The sequence below is a fragment of the Streptomyces sp. CB02056 genome (genome assembly GCF_001905545.1).
Lineage (GTDB): Bacteria > Actinomycetota > Actinomycetes > Streptomycetales > Streptomycetaceae > Kitasatospora.
Map to the genome: position 1 here is coordinate 34,380 of NZ_LIPD01000023.1, position 22,493 is coordinate 56,872.

General features: G+C 74.9%; 18 protein-coding genes and 1 pseudogene. 8 read left to right on the plus strand and 11 right to left on the minus strand.

Annotation, left to right across the window (positions count from 1 at the left end; genetic code table 11):
• The first annotated feature begins 149 nt into the window (after positions 1-149).
• The gene (locus AMK13_RS37855) at positions 150-902 is read left to right on the plus strand and encodes a hypothetical protein (RefSeq protein WP_049655690.1); all 753 of its coding nucleotides are present in this window, start codon (positions 150-152) and stop codon (positions 900-902) included.
• 232 nt (positions 903-1,134) lie between these two features.
• Here AMK13_RS37855 and AMK13_RS37860 read toward each other — a convergent pair whose 3' ends face one another.
• The gene (locus tag AMK13_RS37860; protein ID WP_074006098.1) at positions 1,135-1,809 is read right to left on the minus strand and encodes a response regulator transcription factor; all 675 of its coding nucleotides are present in this window, start codon (positions 1,807-1,809) and stop codon (positions 1,135-1,137) included.
• Positions 1,806-2,996 carry a sensor histidine kinase gene (locus tag AMK13_RS37865; RefSeq protein WP_074006099.1) on the minus strand — a complete coding sequence of 397 codons (1,191 nt, stop codon included), beginning with the start codon at positions 2,994-2,996 and terminating at the stop codon, positions 1,806-1,808. Before AMK13_RS37865 ends, AMK13_RS37860 begins: the two co-directional genes overlap by 4 nt.
• Positions 2,997-3,260: 264 nt before the next feature.
• Between AMK13_RS37865 and AMK13_RS37870 the strand changes: the two genes are divergently transcribed.
• On the plus strand, positions 3,261-4,505 hold the full coding sequence (locus tag AMK13_RS37870; RefSeq protein WP_107418973.1) for an alpha/beta hydrolase family protein: 1,245 nt from the start codon (positions 3,261-3,263) through the stop codon (positions 4,503-4,505).
• Between the two features lie 278 nt (positions 4,506-4,783).
• On the opposite strand, the gene AMK13_RS37875 is transcribed toward AMK13_RS37870, so the two are convergent.
• The 3 genes from AMK13_RS37875 to AMK13_RS37885 all read right to left on the minus strand — a co-directional run bounded on the left by AMK13_RS37875 (position 4,784) and on the right by AMK13_RS37885 (position 9,252).
• Positions 4,784-5,695, minus strand: coding sequence for a TIGR04222 domain-containing membrane protein (locus AMK13_RS37875; RefSeq protein WP_079272885.1), 912 nt, complete (start codon positions 5,693-5,695; stop codon positions 4,784-4,786).
• A 483-nt stretch (positions 5,696-6,178) separates the two neighbouring features.
• Positions 6,179-7,375: a HEAT repeat domain-containing protein gene (locus tag AMK13_RS37880; protein ID WP_143204737.1), complete on the minus strand. Its 1,197-nt coding sequence runs from the start codon at positions 7,373-7,375 to the stop codon at positions 6,179-6,181.
• Between the two features lie 323 nt (positions 7,376-7,698).
• Positions 7,699-9,252 carry a ricin-type beta-trefoil lectin domain protein gene (locus AMK13_RS37885; protein ID WP_074006103.1) on the minus strand — a complete coding sequence of 518 codons (1,554 nt, stop codon included), beginning with the start codon at positions 9,250-9,252 and terminating at the stop codon, positions 7,699-7,701.
• Between the two features lie 905 nt (positions 9,253-10,157).
• Here AMK13_RS37885 and AMK13_RS37890 point away from each other — a divergent pair.
• The 3 genes and pseudogenes from AMK13_RS37890 to AMK13_RS37900 form a co-directional block, all read left to right on the plus strand.
• Positions 10,158-10,508, plus strand: a pseudogene (locus AMK13_RS37890) (ATP-dependent Clp protease proteolytic subunit); the annotation flags it as partial.
• 229 nt (positions 10,509-10,737) lie between these two features.
• The gene (locus AMK13_RS37895; protein ID WP_074006104.1) at positions 10,738-11,199 is read left to right on the plus strand and encodes a hypothetical protein; all 462 of its coding nucleotides are present in this window, start codon (positions 10,738-10,740) and stop codon (positions 11,197-11,199) included.
• Between the two features lie 507 nt (positions 11,200-11,706).
• Positions 11,707-12,000, plus strand: a complete 294-nt coding sequence (locus AMK13_RS37900) for a hypothetical protein (protein WP_049649250.1) — start codon at positions 11,707-11,709, stop codon at positions 11,998-12,000.
• Between the two features lie 49 nt (positions 12,001-12,049).
• Here AMK13_RS37900 and AMK13_RS43195 read toward each other — a convergent pair whose 3' ends face one another.
• Together AMK13_RS43195 and AMK13_RS46225 are read right to left on the minus strand one after the other, a co-directional pair.
• Positions 12,050-12,643, minus strand: coding sequence for an RICIN domain-containing protein (locus tag AMK13_RS43195; RefSeq protein WP_074006105.1), 594 nt, complete (start codon positions 12,641-12,643; stop codon positions 12,050-12,052).
• A 32-nt stretch (positions 12,644-12,675) separates the two neighbouring features.
• On the minus strand, positions 12,676-13,329 hold the full coding sequence (locus tag AMK13_RS46225) for a hypothetical protein (protein WP_074006106.1): 654 nt from the start codon (positions 13,327-13,329) through the stop codon (positions 12,676-12,678).
• A gap of 315 nt (positions 13,330-13,644) precedes the next feature.
• Between AMK13_RS46225 and AMK13_RS37915 the strand changes: the two genes are divergently transcribed.
• Positions 13,645-16,599: an AfsR/SARP family transcriptional regulator gene (locus AMK13_RS37915; protein ID WP_074006107.1), complete on the plus strand. Its 2,955-nt coding sequence runs from the start codon at positions 13,645-13,647 to the stop codon at positions 16,597-16,599.
• A gap of 73 nt (positions 16,600-16,672) precedes the next feature.
• Here the strand turns inward: AMK13_RS37915 and AMK13_RS37920 are convergent, their stop codons facing one another.
• From AMK13_RS37920 to AMK13_RS42620, 4 genes are all read right to left on the minus strand, one after another.
• A complete protein-coding gene (locus tag AMK13_RS37920; protein ID WP_074006108.1) occupies positions 16,673-17,122 on the minus strand; it encodes a hypothetical protein in 450 nt (149 codons plus the stop codon).
• Positions 17,123-17,353: 231 nt separating this feature from the next.
• A complete protein-coding gene (locus tag AMK13_RS37925) occupies positions 17,354-17,863 on the minus strand; it encodes a hypothetical protein (protein WP_074006109.1) in 510 nt (169 codons plus the stop codon).
• 403 nt (positions 17,864-18,266) lie between these two features.
• Positions 18,267-19,130: a serine hydrolase gene (locus tag AMK13_RS42615; protein ID WP_074006235.1), complete on the minus strand. Its 864-nt coding sequence runs from the start codon at positions 19,128-19,130 to the stop codon at positions 18,267-18,269.
• Positions 19,131-19,201: 71 nt separating this feature from the next.
• Positions 19,202-20,152, minus strand: a complete 951-nt coding sequence (locus AMK13_RS42620) for a LysR family transcriptional regulator (protein WP_074006110.1) — start codon at positions 20,150-20,152, stop codon at positions 19,202-19,204.
• A gap of 165 nt (positions 20,153-20,317) precedes the next feature.
• Here AMK13_RS42620 and bla point away from each other — a divergent pair, with 165 nt between their 5' ends.
• Positions 20,318-21,295, plus strand: coding sequence for a class A beta-lactamase (gene bla, locus AMK13_RS37940; protein WP_079272888.1), 978 nt, complete (start codon positions 20,318-20,320; stop codon positions 21,293-21,295).
• An 82-nt stretch (positions 21,296-21,377) separates the two neighbouring features.
• The gene (locus AMK13_RS37945) at positions 21,378-22,445 is read left to right on the plus strand and encodes an MBL fold metallo-hydrolase (RefSeq protein ID WP_074006111.1); all 1,068 of its coding nucleotides are present in this window, start codon (positions 21,378-21,380) and stop codon (positions 22,443-22,445) included.
• Positions 22,446-22,493: the final 48 nt, after the last annotated feature.

Sequence of the window (22,493 nt, forward strand, 5' to 3'; positions counted from 1 at the left end):
CCGGCGGGCAGCCGGCCCAGGCCGAAGCCGAGGACGCGCAGCGGCGGGCACGGGGCGGTCGGGGCGGCGGCAACCGGAGGCCGTGCGGCTGCGTCCACCCGGATACGAACGGTCGCCCGACCGTCGTGCTCCTGGGGGGATTTCCGTACATGCCGATCAACGACGCCGTCTTTGCGCCACCGCCGCCCGGTGCCCTGACGCCCTGCCCGAGCTGCGCGCTGACCGACCAGGTCCGCAGTGTGCCGGCGGTCCACCTGGGCGAGCGGCGGAACGTCACCGTGCGCTCCTCCGGCCGCGACGGCCGCGTTGAGACCCGCGAGGAGGTCTCCGCCCTCGGCCGGGCCCTGGCGCCCGCGCCGCCCGCGGTCGGCACGGCGGTCCAGACGCTGGCATCCCTGGGCTTCGTGACGCTGGTCGGGGCGGTCTTCACCTTCGTCCAGGGGACCATGGCGCGCGACGCGCCCGTCGCCCGGAAGCCCGACCTCTCGCCGCCGGACTGGGTGACCGCGCACCCGGGGTTCCCGAACGACTTCCCCACCGACCTCCTCCCGGGCGACCTTCCGAAGGCCGCTCCGGCTTCCCCGGCCACGCACACGGCGGCCGCGCTCGCCGACGCGAACGACGCGCTGGTCCCGCTCTGGGGGTCGTGTCTGATCCTGGCCGTCGCGATCGCCCTGCTGGCGGGCGCGACCGCACTGTTCCTCGCCAGGCGGCGGCACCTGGCAGGCCGGCCCCGGGCCGAACGGCTCTGGAACCAGGCCTGGTACTGCGCCCGTTGCGGCACCACGCACTTCCCGCCCGCCGCCGGACAGGGCACCGGGTCGCTCGGCCTCGCGGAGTTCCGCAAGACGGTCTGGACAGCGGGCGGCTACGGCGACCTCGCCGACCGGTACCGGCCATAGACGGGCCCGACACGCCCCGAAGGTTGGCAGGATCCAAGAGGTCGGCAAGCCGTGCTCCCGCTGACCACCCACCACTTCGCCGAAGGCAGGGAAGACACCGTGCGCCCGGACGGGCTGCTTCGCCACGGGCGCGCCAGCGGCTCCCGACGGGCCGAGCGGCGGCGCGCGGGGACCCGGCGGGCGGACCGGCGGCGGCGCGCGGGGACGGCGGCCGGACGGCGGCCGCTCGCGCCTACCTCGGCCCGACCAGCCCGCACTCGTACGCGAAGATCACCGCCTGCACCCGGTCCCGCAGGCCCAGCTTGGCCATGACCCGGCCGAGATGCTTCTTCACCGTGGGCTCCGCGAGACCGAGGGCGGCGGCGAGTTCCGTGTTGGTCAGGCCGCGGGCGGCCCCCAACAGGACCTCCCGCTCGCGCGCGGTCAGCACGCGCAGCCGCTCCGCGTCGCCCCCGCCCCCGCCCCCGGCTCCGGCGGCGGGGAGCCGGTGGGCGAAGCGGTCCAGCAGCAGCCGGGTCACCCGAGGGGAGACCACGGCGTCCCCCCGGGCCACGTCGCGGATCGCCCCCAGCAGCTCCTCCGGCCGGCTGTTCTTCAGCAGGAAGCCGCAGGCCCCGGCGCGCAGCGCCTCGACGGCGTACGCCTCCAGGTCGAAGGTCGTGAGCACCAGCACCCGCGTCCCGGGCACCTCGCGCAGCAGGCGCCGGGTCGCCCCGATGCCGTCGGTGCCCGGCATCCGCACGTCCATCAGCACCACGTCCGGCCGCAGCCGCCGCGCCAGCTCCACCGCCGCCGCCCCGTCGGCCGCCTCCCCGACCGGCTCCATGTCCGGCTCGGCGCGCAGGATCATGCCGAACGCCAGCCGCAGCAGCTCCTCGTCGTCCACCAGCAGCACCCGGACGTTCACGGCGCGCCCCCGGGATCCAGCCGTACGAAGACCCGCCAGCCGCCGCCCGGCCGCGGACCCGCCTCCAGCACCCCGCCGAAGGCCGCGGCGCGCTCCCGCATCCCCGCGAGACCCCGCCCGGACCCGGCGGATCCCGGCCGCCCGGTCCCTGCGGCCCGCCCGTCGTCGGTCACCTCGACCGTGACCGCCCCCGGCGCGCAGGACACCCGCACCTCGGCGCGCGACCCCTGCGGCGCGTGGCGCAGCGCGTTGGTCAGCGACTCCTGGACGAGCCGGTGCACCGTCAGCTGCGCCGCGGCCGGCACCCGGGCGGCCTCGCCGTCCACCCGCAGCCGGGTCACGAGGCCCGCCGCCTCCATCTGCTCGCACAACGCCCTGAGCTGCCCGATCCCCGGCGGCGACCGCCGGTCGTCCCCGGGCCCCGTGTCGGGACCGGCGTCGGGACCGGCGTCCTGGAGCAGGCCCAGGGCCCGCCGCATGTCGGTCAGCGCCTGCCGCCCGGTCTCCGCGATCCGGGCCGTCACGGCGCAGGCGTCGGCCGGCCTCGCGTGCCCGAGCGCGTCCGCCAGCGCCACCACCACTGACAGGCCGTGCGTCACGCTGTCGTGCAACTCCCTTGCGATCCGGGCGCGTTCCTCCTCCACCGCCAGGCGCTCCCGCTCGTCGCGGTCCAGTTCCAGCCGTGCCAGCCGCTCCGCCCGCGCGGCCCGCCGGATCCGGGCGTTCGCCCCGAGCAGCGCGCTCGCGGCGACCGCCGCCGTCATCGCGGCGGCCGAGGCGGGGAACCGGCCCTCGGGCGCCCAGCGCGCCGCCGCCAGCACCGCCCCGGCCACCGCCACCAGAGCCGCCGCCCACGCGGACCGGTACGGCGCCCGCGCGGTCACCGTCCCGAGGGCGACCAGCAACGCCGCGTCGGCGGGCAGCTGAACGCCCAGCAGCCACTGCGCGAGCGCCGCGGCGGCGATCGCCCCGAACGCGGCCCGGGGCGCCCGCCGCCGCCACACCAACGGCAGCACCAGGGCGGTCTGCAGCGCGAAGCCCGTACCGTTCGCCACCCGCCCCGGCCCGAGTGTCACCAGGAACAGGGCCGCCGCGAGCGCGGCGTCCGCCACCAGGGGCGGCACCCGCCCCGGCAGCCGGGCGAGGGCTCCCGGCGGGCCCGTCCGTACCGCGCCGGTCTCGGTCATCGTGTCCGTCCTCGCGTCCGCGTCGTCCGGCGTCCTCGCCGGAGCCCCACGGTAGGGCCCTCGCGCCCGCGAAGGCGTCCGCCCGCCGGCGGACACCGAGGGAGACCCCGGGACACCGGGGGCTCCTCCGCGCGGAGGAGCGAACGCGCGCCGGGGCGACCCGCGCCCACCGGCGGGATCGTCCCCCGGCAGGGCGCCCCGCACCCCCCGGCGGCGGAACCCTGGTGGCGACCCCGCAGCCGCACCACCTGAGGAGTACGCGCCATGCCCCCGCCCATGCCCCCGACCCGCCGCGCCCTGCTCGGCACGCTCGGCGTCGCCGCGCTCGCCACCGTGGCCGCCGCCCCGGCCGGGGGACATGGCCCCGCCGCCCCCGTCCCGCTGCGCCTGCCCGCGCCCACCGGGCCCTGGCCCGTCGGCACCGTCGCGCTGCACCTGGTCGACGACAGCCGCCCCGACCCCCTCCTCCCCGCCAAGCCCTACCGGGAGCTCATGGCCGGCCTCTGGTACCCGGCGGAACCCGGCGCCGGGCACCCGACGGCCCCCTGGCTGCCCCCGGCCGCGGCGGCCGACTGGGACGCGCACTCCGCGCCGGCCCTCGGTGTCCCCGCCGGCGCCGCCGACTGGCGGGGGATCAGGACCCACGCCCGCACCGGCGCGCCCGTCGCCCGCCGCGCCGGCCGGCTGCCCGTGGTGCTGTTCTCCCCCGGCGACGGCGGCACGCGCGCCCTCGGCACCACCCTGGTCGAGGAGTTGGCGAGCCGCGGCCACCTCGTCGTCACCCTCGACTCCACGTACGAGGCCGAACAGGTCGAGTTCCCCGGCGGCCGTGTCGAACGCGCCCTCCCGCTCCCCGACGACCTCACCCCGGAGGTCGTCGCCGCCCTCCTCGCCGGGCACTCCCGGGCCCGCCTCGCCGACGCCCGCTTCGTCCTCGGCGCACTCGACCGCCTCGCCCGCGGGGACCGCCCCGACACCGGCACCGACACCGGCACCGGCCCGCTCCCGGACGGGCTCGCCGAAGCCGCCGACCCGGCCAGGACCGGCGTGCTCGGGCAGTCCCTCGGCGGCTCCGTCGCCGCCCAGCTCGCCCACGACGAGCCCCGCGTCCGCGCGGCCGCCGACCTCGACGGCGCCCTCCTCGGACCCGTCGCCGACAGCGGCCTCGCCAAGCCCTTCCTGCTGATGGCCTCCGGCACGAAGACCCTGCGCACCGAACCGAGCTGGGCCTCGTGCTGGGCGGCGTCCACCGGCCCCCGGCATGCCCTGCGGCTGCGCAACGCCGCCCACGGCTCGTACACCGACCTCCAGGTCCTCCTGCCCCAGCTCGTCCGCCGCCTCCCGGTCCCCGACGCGGCCGGACTCATCGGCACCGTCGACCCCCGGCGCTCCCTGGCCGCCCAGCGCACCGCCGTCGCCGCCTTCTTCGCGCGGTACCTGACGGGGCGGCCCACCGGCTTCCTCGACCGGCCCGGCGACGACTGGCCGGAGCTGGAGGTGCTGCGCTGAACCGGCCCGCCCGCCGACACCGCGTCACAGGTACGGCCCGACCCGCAGCACCGTGACCGTGCCGCCGTCCCGGCCGCCACACCCCCGGCCCAGTGGATCCGCCAGACGCCCGGCCCCCGGGTCGATGTGGGACGCCCACGCCACCGCACCCGTTCGGTCCATCAGGTGCGGAGCCCCGGAACGGGCTTCGGGCCCGTCCTGGCGTCGAGCTGACGGGTGTCCACATCTCCCGGCCGCTCTTCCCGGAAGCACCGCCGGGGACTCGTACTCTCCCGTGGTCAGGAGCCGCAGTTCGATCCGCAACTGGTCCCGCAGCCGATCGGGCCGTTGCTGCCGCAGCTCCTGCCGCTGTAGCTGCCCCCGCTGTGGGAGCGGCGGGTGCTCCTGCTGGCCCGGGCTCGGGCCGAGGCACGGGCGCGGGAGGCTTCGAGGCAGACCCGCAGGGCGTGCTCGGCCGGCAGGGCCGACATCCCGACCAGGGCCACGGCCATCGGCGCGTGCTCGCGACGGTCGGCCGTGGGCCCGTGCTCGCGACGGTCGGCCGACCGGGCTTCGGAGAGCACCCGGGAGCCGAGCCCGGTGTGCCGACTGAAGTCCCCGTACATGTCCACCAGTGCGACGGCCAGCCGGGCCACCGCGAACAGCGTGGGGAAGGCCAGCAGCGGGAGGAGCCAGCTCTCGTCCCGCACGAGTGCGTACACGAAGGCGGCCACGCCCACCGCGGCCACCACGAAGGACACCAGGACCATCAACTCCTCGGCCAGCGACGCCCGGTCGAGGAGCTTTGCGTCATTGAGCAGACCCGCTGCCACCAGGCGGCGGCGCACGGCGTGTGGCGGCGCGTCGTCGTCCAACCACATGGTCAGCGTCCTCATGTCACCAGTGCGGGTGGGACCGAGACTGCGGACGGCCGCCGCCTCGAAGTAGTCCTCCGGGTCGGTCGCGGTCACGGTCGCGGTGACGTCCCCCGAGCGGGAGACGACGATCCGGCCCGCGTCGTGCATCTTCAGAAGCCTCAGCTCCACCAGGTGGCCCGCCAGGCAGGCCACTTCCTCCACACTGGGGTCGAACTCCCGTCCCTTCGCGCGCCGTTCGATGCCGTACAGCTTGCCCATCCAGACGCCGGCATTCAGCCAGGTCGCGGCCACTGCCGTCCCTGCCCCCACCAGCAGGCCCGGTACCACCCACATGACGCCCCCTTCGCATCACTCAAGTGTGGGAACGTCCCGTGCCGCCCGGCAAGTCCGTCGACGAGGGCGGGCACCCGGCCCTGCCCACAGGACGCCGTCGATCACCCCGCGGGACGGCGGCCTCCAGGCATTCGGTCCTGGGTTGTCCTGATGGGGGCAGAGGCTCAGGCGAAGCTCCGCGCTTCGGTTTCCACTGCCGGATCGGTCCCACCGGCGCCGGGCGTCGGAGGTCAACCCGTCGGCGGGCCTGGGGCCTGTCTTCGAACTCGCGTCGTCCGCCCGGAGGGCGGGCGGGGCGGCGTTGGGGTGCGTGCATCGCAAGGCGGAGGAGGGGGCCACTGCGGTGGGGGCACCTCCCGGCCGAAGGCTGGGGGCCATTGGCGACCGACGACAACGCGGCGAGGTGCGCTTGTGCCCTGGGGGTACCTCCCGGCCGAAGGCTGGGGGAGCGTCGCCCCGCAGACGCGAGTTTGAAGACACGCCCTAGACACTCCCGACGTAGACGCGCAGGTCGGAGTGTCCGGTCGGCACCTTCCACCGGTTCAGGGCGTCCGTCATGTGGTACGGCCAGCCGGCGTCGTCCTGGTCGGCGACGAACCGCACGACACGTTGCTGCACGTCACTCAGGTCCCCGAAGGACTGCGGCGGTTCGGCTGGTTCGCCCGGGAAGACCGCCGTGAACAGCGTGTGCGTGATGTAGTACCTGTCGCCCTGCCTGTCGCCGCCCGCGCAGTCAGCCAGGCCGGCCAGCATGGCATCGACCGCCCGGAGCGTCGTGGCCTCGGGCATCTCGGCCAGGGCCGTCACTGCGAGGCCGCCGTAGGAGCCACTCAGGAACGACATCGTCGCGGTCCTTTCCGGCGGCCGGGCGACGACCCGGACCAGCACGTCGACGACGGCTTGGCCGGCGATGCCGAGCCGGGTCAACGCGAAGGCGGAGGCCCAGCGCAGTTCGACGACGGGGCTGTCCAGGTAGCTTTCGACGAAGGGGACGACCGCCGGATCGCCGAGCAGCCCGAGGGCGACCAGGCCCGTCGCCGCGGCGCCCGGCGAGGCTTCGTCGGCGACGAACGCCTTCAGCAGCGGGATCGACGTCGACGCGGACTCGGGGAACCACGCGAGCAGGTTCGCCGTCTCGGCGCGCAGTTCAGGGCTGTTCGAGGTCAGCAGGACGGCGAGTGCGGGAAGCGCCTCCCGAACGGCGTCGTAGCACACCACCACCGCTTCGGCGTCGATGAGCACCTGCTCGCAGCCCTCCTCGCGCTGCTTGCGCTGCTCGTCGTCCGCGGCCTCGGCGATCCACCGGGCCCAGTCGTCGGCCTCGCCTCGCATCCTTGCCAGGTAGTCGCGGTCTTCCCGAGGGTTGTAGCCGTTCGGCAGATGGTTGTTGTCCAGCCCGATCGCGATGGCGACCAGCAGACCGACGAACCGATGCCTGTCGACCGATCTCGGGTCGAGCGCCATCCGCACGAGAAAAGGGACGGTGTGCACCGCGGCCTGCGACCGCGTGCCCTGGTGCACGATCTTGTTCGCGAGCAGCGCGCTCGACGGGTACGGGCCCTCCCGATCCCCCGTCTGCATCGCCCGGAGATGTCCGGGTACATCGTCGGCCTTGCCATAGGAGTGCTGCAGTTGGGCCCAGGGCACATCGTCCAGGCCGGCAAGAGGATCGCGGGTCACAGCAGCAGATCCTGGCACACCGGGAGTCCGCCCTGCGATTCGACGTTCGATTCCTGACCTGGCCAGATGGTGCCCGGATCTTTGGGAACAGGCTCCGCCCCAGGTTCCGCCGGCGCGACGAGGCGGCGACGGCAGGACGACGGCGGCAGGACCGCGCCCCGGAGCGAATCCATCCGGGACCTCACGTCCGCGCGGTACCTCGCCGCCGACGGTGGGGCGACGGCGCGTTCCACGGGCCGCCCACCGCTGAAACAGCCGAAACCGGAAGGGTGACCGCGGCATCCGGCCACGGCCACCCCACCACTCTTGATCCGGGGTTGCGGTCAGGCCTGTACGGCGATGAGCTGGAACTTCTCGTTCGGGTCGCCGGTGCAGTCCCACAGGACGATCGGGGTTTCGTTGTTCCAGACCGGGCCGGCGCCGGCGACGTTCAGGCAGCGGTTGCTGGCGGGGTTGCGCAGCTGGCCCTCGGCGGTCCACTCGAACTTCTCGTTGCCCGCGGAGGCGACGCAGTCGAAGAGGATGACCGGGTTGCCGTTGTTCCACGGCCCGGCACCGGCGACGTTCAGGCAGCGGTTGCTGGTGTAGTTGTAGAGCTGCCCGTCGGCGGTGAGCTGGAACAGCTCGTTGTTCTGGCCGTTGCAGTCGAACAGGATGATCGGCGTGCTGTTCGGCCAGGTCGGGCCGGCGCCCGAGATGTTGAGGCAACGGTCGCTGGCAGGGTTCTTGATCCGACCGACCGGGTGGGGGATCTCGTTGTCGGCGACGAGCTGGAACTTCTCGTTGCCCGCGGAGGCGACGCAGTCCCACAGGACGATCGGTGTGCCGTTGGCCCACGGGCCGGCGCCAAAGACGTTGAGGCAGCGGTTGCTGGCGGGGTTGCGCAGCTGGCCGTCGGCGGTCCACTCGAACTTCTCGTTGCCCGCGGAGGCGACGCAGTCGAAGAGGATGACCGGGTTGCCGTTGTTCCACGGCCCGGCACCGGCGACGTTCAGGCAGCGGTTGCTGGCGGGGTTGCGCAGCAGCCCGTCCGGGGTGAGCTGGAACTTCTCGTTGTTGGCGCCGAGGGTGCAGTCCCAGGCGATGATCTCGGTGTTGTTCGGCCAGGTCGGACCGGCGCCCTTGAGGTTGAGGCAGCGTCCGCTGGCGGGGTTGAGGATCTCGTACGACCGGCTCGTCTGGGCCGACACCCACGCGGCGAGGTCGTCGACGCGGGTGGCGTAGGCACCGGTGCGGGTCTCACCGGCGGGGGTGTCGAGGCAACCACCCTGCCAGGAACGGGAGATGACGCCGACCAGGGCGGACTTGCCGTTGACCTCGCGGACCACCGGGGCACCGGTGTCGCCCTTGCAGACCGCCGCGCCGCCCGTACCCGTGATGCCCACACCGGTCGCGCTCACGGTGTCGAGGCTGAACGAGCCGGTGTGCGCCTGGGGCGGCACCCACTCGGTCTTGGTGCGCCCGAACCCGGTCACCGTCAGCGACTGACCGGCGACCGGCGCCGAGGTGCCGACCGTCAGCGGCGTGACGCCCTGGACGGGCGTGGCCAGGCGGGCCATCACCAGGTCGCGGCCCTGACCCGGCACCAGCTCGACGACCTGGGTCGACGTCGCGCCGACCGTGGCGGTGGTCTTCCACTTCGGCGCGCCGGCGGCCAGCGCCTGCGGCTGCGCCGGGTCGTCGGAGAAGCAGGACGCGGCGCTGATCACCCAGAGCTGATCGACCAGCGCGCCGGTGCAGCCGCGCAGGCTGTCACCGATCACCAGGCGCGCGGTGGTGGCGGAGGCGCCGGCCGCGGCCGCGTCGCCGACCACGGCACCCGCCGGGGCCGTGCCGAGGGTGGACAGCGCACCGGCGGCGAGAACGGCAGTCAGCACACCTGCCCGTCGGGAACGAGACCGGGACTTGCGGGACATGGGACTTCCTATCGTGGATCCACCGGAGCTGCGGGAGGGGTCGGAGGCACGTCGACGCGCCCCCGCGAGGAAACGGGCCTGCGGTGGAGCCTTCGTGGCCCCTTCCGGTGGCGCGGAGCCGGCGGTCGAGACGGTGTCGGCCGAGGCGGTGAGGGCGGCTCCCAAGCCGGTGACGGCGATGGCCCCGCCCCCTGCGATGGGCCAGCGATGTTCTTCTGTGCGCATTTCCTTTTCCTGGGTAAGTTTGCATCAAAGGCGGTGCAAACCAGGACAGTCCGTGGTTGATCGATATGAATTGACTTGATATCGAAGTCGGTTCGACCTCGACTCGGTTTGCCCAAGCCATCCATTTCTGAGTGTCAGTCATGCATGGCGGCGCAGACTCTACATGACGCCATGAAGGTTCTGTAGGTCGTTTATGAGTCGCACATACCAGCAGACGGGCGGCACCTGAGCCGATCGGCAATTGGGGGGTCGAAGCGGTGAACAACGAACTACCGAAGGCAAACGACAAGGGGTATGCGCCTTGCCGCCCCGCGACGAATCTCGCGACACTCACCGACCTCGGCGAGACCATCGCGTGACGCCCGTGCAGCGGGGGGGTGATGCGGTGTTCGGACGGACCCTCGCCGCGTACCGCGGCGGCTTCGGGATCGCCCCGGAGCGGATCCCAGGCCTGCCGGGCCGAGGGGCGGCGCGCCCCGGGTTGCCGGTGCCGGTGCACCGGCCGGAAACCCCGGTGCCTTCGGGGTAGAGCGCCGGTAGCCTTCGGGCTGCTGACCGCAGGTCGGGACCGAAGGGCGCCATGAACGACACCTCCGAGCTGGACCGCCCCGTCGGCGACCACGCCGTCCGCGAACTGGCCGACGCCGTCCAGCCCTTTCGACGACCGCCTCGCGGCGCAGCTGCTCGCCCAGCGGATCGTCCTCCTCGGCACCCAGGTCGACGACGTGTCGGCGAACCGGGTGTGCGCACAGCTGTTGCTGCTGTCGGCGGAGGACCCGCGCTCCGACATCGGCCTGTACATCAACAGCCCCGGCGGGTCGGTCAGCGCGGGGCTCGCCGTCTACGACACCATGCGGCTCATCCCGAACGACGTCTCCACGCTGGCGATGGGGTTCGCCGCCAGCATGGGCCAGTTCCTACTCACCGTGGGCTCGCCCGGCAAGCGGTTCGCGCTGCCGAACGCGCGGATTTCGGCTGAACCCGCGGCGGGTACGGCGGCGGGCGTGCGCACCGGCGCCGTACTTCAGCGGAGGTCAGGCCACCAGGCGGAGCCCGCCGTACCGGCGGCTGCGGGGCCGCCGCCCGGCGGTGCGGCTCCGACCGGATGCCGTGAACCGGCGGACAGCGGCCCGAAGCGTTCGTATCCTCTCCCCCATGAGACCCTTCCGAACGAAGAGGATCACCACAACTATCGCCCTGCTCTTAGGTGTTGGGCTTGCGATGCTGACGTCTCCGGCGTCCGCCGAGGCGACCTGGGACAGCTACTCCATCGACCGGCAGACCGTCCGTCCCGGTGAGACCTTCACCATCACGATGACCCTGACCAACACCGAGACCACGGACATCGTGTTCTCCTACGAGTACATCGAGCCCAACTGGCCGATGAACGTGACACCGGGCATCGTCGAGGCCGTCGGCTGCGGCGGCGATGTCACCGACTGCTCCGTCTCGGGCAAGACCGCCGTGTTCCACCCCCGGGTCCCGATCGCGCCCGGTGACAGCCGGTCCGTGACGTTCACCGCGCGGGCCCTCCCGCCGCCGGTTCCCGGCTCGGGTCCGATGCGGCTCTCCTGGTCCCCGTACATGTACTACGAGTACGACTACACGCCCGGCGGCCCGCTCCACTCCCGTATCCACCAGGCCTGGGTGCCCCAGCTCACCGTCGAGACCGACTACTCCTGACCCCTCCGGGCGCACCGGCACCCGCGAAAGCGACAGTGCGGACAGCGACACCGACGGCAGCCGCATGAGGAGAGGGGTCTGTGGCGTGCGGTGACGAGGGGGCTGGCGGTGGCGCTCCCGACCGGGGCGGTGGCGCCGGCCTGGTGGCTGTGCGCGGAGCGGACGGGCGCGGCCATGGGGCTGGGCCCGTCGGACGGTGTGGTGCCGGTGGGCGAGTGCTGCGAGGTGTCCGACAACAAGGGCTGCTACAGCGACGGCACAGTCCCTCGGGGACGTCAGGGCCGGGTCACCGCCCGCAGTCGGCTCCAGCACGTCGGCGACGGGATGCCGGGGAGGCGGGAGCACAGCTCCCGAGCCGGGCGGTTCGAGTCTGCCGTCACCCGGGCCGGGTGCGGGGCCGGCGGCGACTGTGGGGCACCCGGCATTCGGCCCATCGGGCCCGCCCTCCAAGGGCGACGCCTGCCCGTCCCGGCCACGGCACCGGCCCGGAATGGATATGCGCAGGGTATGAGAATCACCTGCCGCGCCGCCCTCGGCGTCCCGTTGATGGCCGCTGCCGCCCTGGTCCTGCCCGTCGGCCCGGCCGCCGCGGCCACCGGAAACCTCTACCTCAACAACGCGGAGGTCTACACGGACCCCTCCGGCTGCTACCCCCTGGAGGACTCCAGCATCGTCGACAACAACACCGACACGGCCGTGACCCTCTACTCGGGGCCGGACTGCGACGGAGAGGAGCTCGGCCGCATCAGCGCCGGTGACGACGAGAGCGCCACCGGCGCCCGGAGCCTCTACGTCCCCTGACTCCCCCGTGGCCGCCCGCCGGCCGGGGGCCGGGCCGGCGGGCGGGGGGTCACGGGTTCAGCTGCTGCAGGGTGAAGGCCGTCGCCCGGTAGGAGTACTGGGCCACGATGGAGTTGGCGTTGGCGGCCTCCGCGACCGCGAGCCAGTTGCCGGAGTGCTGCAGCTTGAGGACGAAGGCGCCGGAGGCCGGGTCCACGGTCTTCCAGAACTTCTGATTGGGGCCGATGTCGCCCGAGCAGTCGAACACGCTGATCCAGGAGGCGTCCACGCTCCCGCCGTCGTAGCTGCCGATGCAGTCGCCGTTCTGCCGGTTGCGCAGCACGTAGCTGCTGGTGTCCTCGGGGACGCCCGGCCACCGGCACAGGCCCCACTGCTGGTTGCGCTGGCCGTTCCAGGGGTACTGGATGAGCGCTCCGTCGAAGAAGGTGCCGCCCTGGCTCATGTCGAGGACCTGCCCGGCCGGGGTGTTGATCCGGTAGTACCCCGAGCAGCTCCAGCCGTTCCAGTCGGACCAGCCGAACTTCGGCGGGGTGTCGGCGGACGCGGGAGCGGCGAGCAGCGTGCCGCCGGCCAGCGCGGCCAGGATGCCGGCGCCGAGCGTGCGCAGGGCGCCCGTCGTCCGGCGCCGCAGCGGGTTCGTCATGGGCTCCTCCGTCGTGGTGTGGGGTGGGCGGGTCAGCAGGAGAGCCGGATCTGGGCGGTGCGGCGCAGGGTGCCGGCCGGTTCGGTCTGGGCGCAGTTGACGCTGCCGATCTCCGGCAGCTCGTAGGTGGTGAAGCTCCCTCCGCCGCCGTCCGGGAAGGCGTTGATCCACACGCCGGTGGTCGGGCCGGTCTGGGCGCAGACGAACTTGGCGTACTCGCCCTGGACCCGGCGGGTGCCGCGGTAGAGGCCGTAGTAGCCGGGCTGGTTGAGGTTCCAGGTGGTCGAGACGGTGGTGCTGGTGGTGGTCGAGGTGGTCTTCTGGACGGAGAAGCCGACCTTGGCCTCGATCTTGACGAAGAGCACGCTCGCCGAGACGCTGATCTCGGTGCTGCGGTTGACGACGGTGGTGACGGAGTCCACCCGGCCCAGGGTCTCGGTGCGCTGGCCGGTGGTTCCCGGGGCGACGTAGACGGCGAGGAAGTCGGTGACGACGGGGTCGACCTGGAGGGACGTCACGTCCAGCCAGGTCTGGTCCACGGCGGGGTTGCAGCTCGTCGTCGGCGGGCGGGCGCCGGCGTGGGCGGTGCCGGCCCCGATGCCCCCGATCTCCAGCAGGGTCATGATGATCGTGGCGGCGGCCGCGGCCGTCGCCGTCCGTCGGCGAGGCCGGTGGACGAGGGTCATCTGTTCTCCTCCGTGCTCTGGTGGATGGGCCGCACCCCTGCGGCCGGAACCGTGCCGGTGCTGGTGCGGGCGGGGAACGGTGGGGCGGTCCGTCGTGGGGGATGCCGTCCGGCCCGGTGACGATCCTGCGCAAGGCCGTCATGAATTCCTCACGACCCCATCACGCCGCGGGAGGGCGCCCCGGAGCGCGGCGCCGCGTCCAGGGCGCCATGGACACGCCGCCGCGCCCGGGCGAGGATGGCCCTGCCGCACCCGTCACGGGGGCTCGGGGCGCAGGACGACGCACGGCACCGTTCGATCGTCGGAGGCCATGGGGTGGAGTTCAGGATCCTGGGAGCACTGGAGGTGCGGGCCCGGGACTCCGGCCCGCTCGCCGTCGGCGGCCGGCTCCAACAGGCGCTCCTGGCCGTGCTGGTGGCCCACGTCGGCCGGACGGTGTCCGTGCCCCGGATCGTCGACGCGGTGTGGGACGAGTGCCCGCCCGCCACCGCCGACCGCCAGGTCCGGAACATGGTCGGGCTGCTGCGCCGCGCGCTCTCGCCCGGCCCGCGGCGGCCCTCACCGATCCGCACCGACGGGCCGGGCTACCTCCTCGCCGCGGACGGGGTCCGCGTCGACGCGCGGGAGTTCACCGCCCGGGTCGACGCCGCCGCCCGTGCGGGCGCCGACGGCGCGCCCCTGCTGCGCGAGGCCCTGGACCTGTGGCGCGGCCCCGCCCTGGACGGCCTGCCGGGCCGCGCCCTCGCCACCATCGCCGCGGGCCTGGAGGAGCAGCGGATGGCCGCCCTGGAGCGGCTCTTCGAGCTGGAACTGGCGGCCGGCTGGCACGAGCGGATCGTCCCGGAGCTCATCGGCCTGGTCGGGGCCACTCCCCTGCGCGACGGCCTGGTGCGGCACCTGCTGACGGCCCTGCTCCGCAGCGGGCGCCGGGCGGAGGGCCTGGCCGCGTACCGGCGGTACGCGGCCGACCTCGCGCGGGAGCTGGGCCTCGACCCGTCGCCCGAACTCCGCTGCCTCCAGCAGGAGTTGCTGGGCTCCGGCGCGCCGAACCCGGCCCCGCCCCGCGAGCCCGCCGCATCGAGGCGGCCGGCCGCCTCGGTGCAGCGGCCCCTGCCGCGTCCCGCCCAACTCCCCTGGGAGTCACCCGCCTTCGTCGGCCGCGAGGCGCAGCTTCGCGCCCTCGGACGCCACCTGGTCGGCCCCGGGGGGCCGGGCGGCCGTGCCCCGGCCCCCGGGGCCATCGCGCTCGTCACCGGTGCCCCCGGGGCCGGCAAGTCGGCCCTGGCACTGCGCTGGGCCCACCGCACCCGGGACCGCTTCCCCGACGGCCAGCTCTTCACCGACCTGCACGGCTGGTCGTCCACCGGCCCGCAGCACCCCCACGCCGTCCTGGGCTCCTTCCTGCGCGCCCTGGGCGTGCCGGCCGAGGACGTCCCCGCCCGGCTCGACGAGACGGCGGCGCTCTACCGGTCCACGCTGGCCGGCCGGCGGGTCCTGATCGTCCTGGACAACGCCCTGGACGCCGCGCAGGTCCGTCCGCTGCTGCCCGGCGCCGGGGGCTGCGCGGTCCTCGTGACCAGCCGTGAGCGGCTCACCGGCCTCGTCGTACGGGAGGGCGCCCAGCGGATCGAGCTGGCGGAGTTCAGCCCGGACGAGGGCCGCGCCCTGGTGCGCCGGGTGCTCGGGGCCGAACGCGTCGAGGCCCGGGAGCAGGCCGTCGCCCGGCTGCTCGACGCCTGCGGCCACCTCCCGCTGGCCGTCGCGCTCGCCGCCGCCCGGCTGCGCGACCGCCCGCACCACGACCTCACGGACTTCGCCGCCGAACTCGCCGGCAACCGGCTCGACGTCCTCAGCGCGGACGGCGACGACCGGTCCGCCTGCCTGCGCACGGCCTTCTCCTTCTCCTACCACGCGCTCGACGGGCCCGCCCGACGCCTGCTGGGGCTGCTCGCGACGAGCCCCGCCGTCGACCTGTCGGCGCCGGTCGCCGAGGTGCTCGGCGGCCTGGAGCGCGGGAGCGGCGCGCGGGTCCTGCGCCGGCTGGCCGACGTCCACCTCCTCACCGAGCACCGCGCCGACACCTACCGCTTCCACGACCTGCTGCGCCTGTTCGCCGCCGAGCAGGGCACGCGGCAGGAGAGCCGACGCTCCCGCCGCCTCTGCCTGGAGCGCTGGTACGCGTGGTGCCTCCACCACGCCTGTGCCGCCACCCGGACGCTGGTGCCGGGGCGGCCCCACGTGGCGCTGCCACCGCCGCCCCGGGACCTGGAGACCACCGCCTTCGCCGACCCCGCCCAGGCGCTGCGGTGGTGCGACGAGCAGCGGGCCAACCTCCTGGCCACCGCCGCCCACGCCTTCGAGCACGAGGACGACGACGTCGCCTGGAAGCTCCCCTCGCTGCTGTGGCCCTACCTGCACCGGACCGGGCCGCACGCGGAACGCCTGGCCGTGAGCCGGACCGCGGTGGCCGCCGCCCGCCGGCTCGACGACCCGCTCGCCCTGGGCCTCAGCCTGAACGACCAGGGGCACGCCTGGGGCTCCGCGGGCGACCTGCCGCAGGCCCGCCGGCACTACGAGCAGGCCCTGGAACTCGTCCGCGCGGCCGGCGACCGGGCCGTCGAGGCACTGGTGCTGGCCAGCCTGGGGGTCTCGCACTTCAACTGCGCGGACTACGCCGGGGCGGCCGACCACTTCGAACGCGCCCTGCGCCTGCTGGCCGCGGACGGTCCGGGCGCCGCCCGGTGGACGGTCCTGCTGTGCGAGACCAACCTCGCCAGCAGCCTCCTGATGCTCGGCCGGTCCGAGGAGGCACAGGCCCTGGCCGAGCGGCTGCTCGCACCGGAGATCCGCCGGCTGGGCGGCGTCCCGGAGTGCAGCCTCCTGAACGTCGTCGGCATGGCCCGCTATGCCGCCGGCCGCCCCGAGGAGGCGCTGGTCCACCTGGAGCGCTCGCTGGCCGTCGGCCGGACCATCACCGGATACGCCGACCAGCGCGCCAACTCCCTGACCGCCCTGGCCGCCGCCCAGCAGGCGCTCGGCCGCGACGCCGACGCCCTGCGCTCCTGGGAGGAGGCCCTCGCCATCTACCGCGAGCTGCCCGCCCACTACCGCGACGCGGCGGTCGGCCTGCTGACCTCCCTCGGCTTCACCCCGCCGACACCGCCGACACCGCCGTCCCCGGAGCACGCCGCTCGCCGCCCGGGCCCGGACTTGGCAGCCGGCCCGGGCAGCGCGAACGGCGACGGCACCACCGACCCCGCGCGGCCGTGACCGGCGTCGGGACTGTCGGGAGGCCTTGCCGGGAGATGTCGGTGCCGCGTGCCGCCGGTGGAGGCGACCGGCGTCAGGACGCGGCCGCGCGCGCCGCCTCGAGTTCGGCCACCAGCCGTTTGACCCGCTTGTTGGTCCGGCCCGAGCTGTGGCCCGCCAGCATGTACAGCGGGTCCGTCCCGCCGGAGGCCAGCACCAGCTCCGGGACGTCGGACGTGTAGACCCTGCCCTCCAGGACGGCCACCCGTACCTCCCGGATGTCCGCCCACGCATAGGAGCGCGCTCCGAGCAGCCCGGAGTACTTCACCCCGGCCGGCCCGTAGGAGACGCCGAACACCGGCGCGCGGAACGTCAGCACCGCACCCGGGATGCCGAGGAGCAGGACCGGGACCAGGGGTCCCAGCCCGCGCGCGGCCCCCGTCGTCACCAGGCCCGTCGCCATCACCACGGCGATCAGCAGGCACGCGCCGCCCAGCAGGAAGTAGGTGAGCGACCAGGCCGTACGCCTCGTCCGCTTCCGCATGCCCGCGCCCCTTTCCGCTGTCCGCGGCGCGCGGCGCCGTCCGGGGTTCGGGGGTGCCGCCACCGCCCGTGCGCAAGCATACGAACGTGTGGCCGCGCCGCCGAGGGCAGGGCATCAGCGCGCTCCCTGACCCCTCGTCGTCCCGCTCCGGCCCTCCCCCGGCACCGGGCGGGCGCCCGGGCGCGGCGGACTCGACCGGCCCGGCGGCCCGGCGCTGCCGGAGCAGCGGCGTCAAGCCCGCCCGCCGGGGACGGGGGCGAGGCGGCCGAGCATCGCGATCACGGTGATCCGCGTCCTGCTGTCGTTCGTCGCCGCGCAGTGGGCGTCGACGCCCCGCTCGTCCGGTGCCTCGTTCGGCTCGGCCAGGCCCAGCCGGATCAGGTCGACGGTGTACTCGTGGCACCGGGAGTAGTCCGCGGCGGCGCTCACCGCTTCGGCATGGTCGATGCGACCGGGATCCGCGGCGCGCAGCAGCGCCGGGGTGGGCGGCGGGCCCAGCGTCTCCCCGATCCACCCCGAGACGGCCTCCCGGGGGCAGCCGCGCTCCAGCTTCGAGGTGGTCGCGGCGGAGAGCGCCAGGTGGATGAGGAGCGTCCCGAACCAGGCGGTGACCTCAGCCGGGGGCGTGTCCGTGCCCGCCGGCGGCATCACGGCCTGGTACAGCGCGGCCGGGTCGTCGGCGTGCGCGGCGACGACGACCGCCTTCATCGCGCTGTCGAGGGCGGCCCTGTCGATGGTCATGTCAGCGGTTCTCCCCATGGTCGGCGGCCGTCAACGTAGCGCTCCGGCGCGGTGCGTGGCCGGTGAAGGGGCGGATTTTCCCCGGTACGCGTGAGGAGGGGGTCGACCGGATTGACGGCTGTCGGCTGTCGGCTGTCGGCGGTCACGCGATTCCCCGTGGGCCGCGGTTTTGTGGCGGCGTGGTTCCCGACCCTGGTGGTCACGAGTCCCCCGGGGGGCGGTGACCGGCGCCCGGCGCGCGCGGTGGCGGCACCCGTGGCTGTGGGCCGTCGCCTTCGTCCTGCCCGTCGTGCCGTTGGCGTCGCGGCCCTCGGGCCCGGGTCGGGACGCCCTTCGGCGTACGGGCCGTCAGACGACCGCCGACGGGTACGCGATGGCGGAGGTCGGGACGCGGTGGGCCCGGTCAGCGCGCCCGGCCGGCTGCCGCCTGGGCCCGGAGGGCGTCGACGGCGAGGCGGGCGGCGGTGCCGATGGCGGCGTCGGCGGCGGGCAGGGTGATGGTGGTGGCGGCGGCGCGGGTGAAGACGGCGAGGGCGTAGCGGCCGCCGTCGGGGTATTCGACGACGCCGACCTCGTGGCGCAGCGTGGGGAGGGTGCCGGTCTTGCCGTGGACGCGGACGTCGTCGTAGGGGAAGCCGGAGGCCAGGCGGTGGGGCCAGACCTGGAGGCCGAGGAGGCGTCGCAGGGCGGCGCCGTGGTCGCCGGGGCAGGCGTCGCCGTGCCAGAGGGCGGCGAGCAGGGTGGTCATGTCGCGGGGGGTGCTGTGGTTGGTGAAGGCGGGGTCGAGGACTCTGAGGCGGGCGACGACGGCGGGGTCGACCGGGGAGTCGGGGCCGGTGTCCTCGGCGAGGGCGGCGATGAGGTCGCGGAGTTTGTGGACGGCGACGGTGCGGGTGAGGCCGAGGTCGGCCATGGTGCGGTTGACGGTGTCGAGGCCGATCCGGTCCCACAGGGTGTCGGCGGCGGTGTTGTCGCTGACGGCGGCGGTGAGGTAGGCGAGGTCGCGCAGGGAGAGGCGGGCGTCGTCGAGCATGGCGCCGAGGCCGGTGGACCCGGGGGTGCGGCCGGCGGCGGGGACGTCGACCTGCCGGGTGAGGTCGATGCGTCCGGCGGCGGCCTCGCGGTAGAGCGTCACGAGCAGGCAGAGCTTGTGGACGCTGGCGGTGGAGACGGCGGTGTCGGCGCCGAGGCCGATCTCGGCGCCGGTGTCGAGGTCGCGTGCGTGGAGTCGGCCGGTGACGCCGGCGTCGGCGAAGGCAGCGGCGATGCGGGTGCGCGCGGCGCGGCCGTGCGGGGTCCGGTCGGCGGCCGGGCGGTGGGCTGTGGTGCGGTCGCTGGTCACAGCGGGAACTCCATTGCGGGCCGGGGGTAGAGCGGGGGGCGGTGGGGCGGCTGGGGCAGCAGGCCGCCGGGTCCGGTCAGCGCCTCGTGGGCGGCCTGGGCGAACAGCCGGACGGCGGGCCCGCCCCGCCCGGTCGGCCAGGCCGTGGAGGTCCGCCAGGCCAGCGGGGTGCCGGTGAGCGGACGCCAGACTGTACCCGGTGGGGGTGTGGTGCGCGGCACCAGGGCGATGGCGCTGCCGGTGAGCACGAGCGCGCCCGCGACGTCCGGTCCCGGCGGGTCGACGACGGCTTCGGGGGTGCAGCCGTGCCTGGTCAGCGTGGTGAGGACCTCGTCGTACAGGGCCGGGGCGGTGGCGCGCGGGAAGAGGACCAGGCGCAGGCCGGTCAGGTCGGCCACCGCGAGCTCGGGGCGGTCGGCGTGCGGGCCGCCGGCGGCGAGCAGGGCCCCGAGCGGCTGGTGCAGGACGGGGCCGAAGGCCAGTCCGTCGGCCGGGCAGGGGTGGCGGACGACGGCGACGTCGACGGTGTGCTGGGCGAGTTCGCGCACCACGGCCGCGACCGGCAGTTCCCGCAGTTCGAGCCGGGTGCCCGGGGAGGCGGCCTCGAAGCCGGTGAGCAGCGCGGCGAGGGTGGCCGGCCCGAGTTCGGGCGGGACGGCCGCGCGCAGGGTGCCGGCCCGTCCGCTGCGCAGGTCGGCGGCGGTGGCGAGGAGGCGGGCGGCGCTGTCCAGGGTCTCCTCGGCCTCGGCGAGCAGCAGCCGGCCCGCCGGGGTGAGGTCGACGCCGCGCGGGCCGCGGTCGAACAGGGTCACGCCGAGTTCGCGTTCGAGGCGCTGGATCCGCTGGGAGAGCGAGGGCTGGGCGATCCGCAGGCGCTCGGCGGCGCGGCCGAAGTGCCGTTCCTCGGCGACGGCGCGGAAGTGGCGGAGATGCCCCAGCAGGTCCATGGCCAGCAATCATAGGGGTTTTCTTATCGCTCACTTCACGATTGCGGTCTTGGACTGGGTAGCCCGTGGCCTGTTTAGCTGAGCGTGATCGCGCGGATCGCGGCGGTGTGGACCACCGCCGCGGGGCGCGACCGTGATGACACGAACCACCTGGGGAGACCACTGATGACGCCCGACCTCCGCCGTACCGGCACCGGCACCCGTACCCGCGTCCGCACCCGCGCCGCGCTGCCCGCGGTGGCCCTGCTCGTGGCCGCGCTGGTCGGCGGGTGCGGCCCGTCGGGTGGCGCCTCGACGGCGGCGGCCTCCGGCGCGACTGCGACGGCGGCGACGGCGGGCGCGGGGGCGGCCTCCGCCGCCGCGGCGGACGCGGCCTTCGCGGAACTCGAGCAGCGGTTCGGCGCCCGGCTCGGCGTGTACGCGGTGGACACCGGCAGCGGCCGGGAGGTCGTCCACCGGACCGACGAGCGCTTCGCGTTCGCGTCCACGATCAAGTCGCTCGCCGCCGGGGCCCTGCTGCGCAAGGCCTCCGACGCGGACCTGGACAAGGTCGTCCCCTACCGCCAGGAGGACGTGCTGGCGTGGGCACCGATCACCTCGCAGCACGTGGCGACCGGCATGAAGCTGCGCGACCTGGCCTCCGCCGCCATCCAGTACAGCGACAACACCGCGGCCAACCTCGTCTTCGCCGAACTCGGCGGCCCGGCGGCCGTCCAGCAGTCCCTGCGCGACCTGGGCGACTCGACCACCAGCGTCGACCGCACCGAACCCACCCTCAACGAGGCGACCCCGGGCGACACCCGCGACACCAGCACGCCGCGCGTCCTCGCCGCCGACCTGCGCCGCTACGTGCTCGGCGATATCCTCCCGGAAGGCCGACGCGGGCTGCTGACGGACTGGCTGGTCGGCAACACGACCGGCGGCCCGTACATCCGCGCGGGGGTGCCCGCCGACTGGCGGATCGGCGACAAGACCGGCAACGCGGGCTACGGCACCCGCAACGACGTCGCCGTGGCGTGGCCGTCGGGCGGGCGCGCCCCGATCGTGATCGTCGTCCTGACCGACCGCGGCAAGGCGGACGCCACCTCCGACGACGCCCTGATCGCCCAGGCGACGAAGACCGTCGTCAGCGCCCTCGGCTGACGTCCGTATCCGCATCCGTCCCGAAGGAGCGTCCCCTCCCGAAGGAGCGCCCCTTCCCGACCGACCAGGAGCCCCGACCGCGATGATCCGACCCACCCGCCGGGCCGACACGGACGCCGACTTCACCCGGCGCCGTCTCGCCCAGCTCGCCGTCCTCGGCCTCGCCGCCGGGGCCACGCCGGCCGCCCTTCCAGGCACGGCCTCGGCCGCCGTCCCCTCTTCGGTGAAGGCGTCGTCCGCCGGCCGTCCGCACTACGACCGCGCCCGCCGCCTCGCCGCCGACGACCCCGTGCTGCGGGCCCTGGTGACGGCGCTGACGCCCGGCTCCGTCCTTCCCCCGCTGCCCGCGCCCGCGCCCGTCAAGCTGTTCGACAACCTGGTGCTGCTGAGCGCGGGCTGGGTCTCGGCGATGGCGGTGCTGACGGACGACGGCATCGTGCTGATCGACGCGCTCACCTCACCCGCCGATGCCGAGGGCGTCGTCGTCCCCGGGCTGCGGGCGGTCGGCGCCGACCCGGCGGCGATCCGGCACGTCGTCGTGACCCACGGCCACGCGGACCACTTCGGCGGCGCCCAGACCCTCGCCGACCGCTACGGCGCCCGCGTGCACATGTCCCCGGCCGACTGGGACCTCCTCGCCCGCACCCGCCCCGCCGACGCCCCCGTCCGCGACCTCGACATCGCGGACGGCGCGCAGCTCACCCTCGGCAGCACGACGATCGAGCTGCACCACACCCCGGGCCACACCCCCGGCACCGTGTCCCCGGTCATCCCGGTCCGGGCGGGCGGCCGGTACCACAGCGCGATGCTGTGGGGCGGCCTCAACCCGCCCTCGACGGTGGCGGAACTGCGCACCCTCCTCGCCTCCGTCCACTCCTTCCGGGCCGTCATGCGCCGGACGAACGTGGAGGTCGAGCTCTCCAACCACCCGAACGACCACGGCCTCGAACGAGCCGAACAGCTGCGGCACCAACCGCCCGGCGCCGCGAACCCCTTCCTCCTCGGCGGCCCCCGCACGCAGCGGTACATGGCGGTCATGGACGCGATGGTGCGCGGCCGCATCGCCGACGCGGAGGCCGCGGAGGAGGCGGGGGCGGAGGCGGGAACCGGGGCACGTGGAGCCCGGACCGTGGCGGCTCCGCACGCCTGACGCGGGATTCGGGCATGAAGCCGGAGCTTGTCGTCTGCGTGGTGTCCG

Excerpts from the sequence above, each read along its gene's own strand:
- AMK13_RS37855 (WP_049655690.1), top strand. The coding sequence starts at position 150 with ATGCCGATCAACGACGCCGTCTTTGCGCCACCGCCGCCCGGTGCCCTG.
- AMK13_RS37865 (WP_074006099.1), bottom strand. The coding sequence starts at position 2,996 with ATGACCGAGACCGGCGCGGTACGGACGGGCCCGCCGGGAGCCCTCGCC.
- AMK13_RS37870 (WP_107418973.1), top strand. The coding sequence starts at position 3,261 with ATGCCCCCGCCCATGCCCCCGACCCGCCGCGCCCTGCTCGGCACGCTC.
- AMK13_RS37875 (WP_079272885.1), bottom strand. The coding sequence starts at position 5,695 with ATGTGGGTGGTACCGGGCCTGCTGGTGGGGGCAGGGACGGCAGTGGCC.
- AMK13_RS37895 (WP_074006104.1), top strand. The coding sequence starts at position 10,738 with ATGCTGACGTCTCCGGCGTCCGCCGAGGCGACCTGGGACAGCTACTCC.
- AMK13_RS37900 (WP_049649250.1), top strand. The coding sequence starts at position 11,707 with ATGAGAATCACCTGCCGCGCCGCCCTCGGCGTCCCGTTGATGGCCGCT.
- AMK13_RS43195 (WP_074006105.1), bottom strand. The coding sequence starts at position 12,643 with ATGACGAACCCGCTGCGGCGCCGGACGACGGGCGCCCTGCGCACGCTC.
- AMK13_RS46225 (WP_074006106.1), bottom strand. The coding sequence starts at position 13,329 with ATGACCCTCGTCCACCGGCCTCGCCGACGGACGGCGACGGCCGCGGCC.
- AMK13_RS37920 (WP_074006108.1), bottom strand. The coding sequence starts at position 17,122 with ATGCGGAAGCGGACGAGGCGTACGGCCTGGTCGCTCACCTACTTCCTG.
- AMK13_RS37925 (WP_074006109.1), bottom strand. The coding sequence starts at position 17,863 with ATGACCATCGACAGGGCCGCCCTCGACAGCGCGATGAAGGCGGTCGTC.
- AMK13_RS42620 (WP_074006110.1), bottom strand. The coding sequence starts at position 20,152 with ATGGACCTGCTGGGGCATCTCCGCCACTTCCGCGCCGTCGCCGAGGAA.
- bla (WP_079272888.1), top strand. The coding sequence starts at position 20,318 with ATGACGCCCGACCTCCGCCGTACCGGCACCGGCACCCGTACCCGCGTC.
- AMK13_RS37945 (WP_074006111.1), top strand. The coding sequence starts at position 21,378 with ATGATCCGACCCACCCGCCGGGCCGACACGGACGCCGACTTCACCCGG.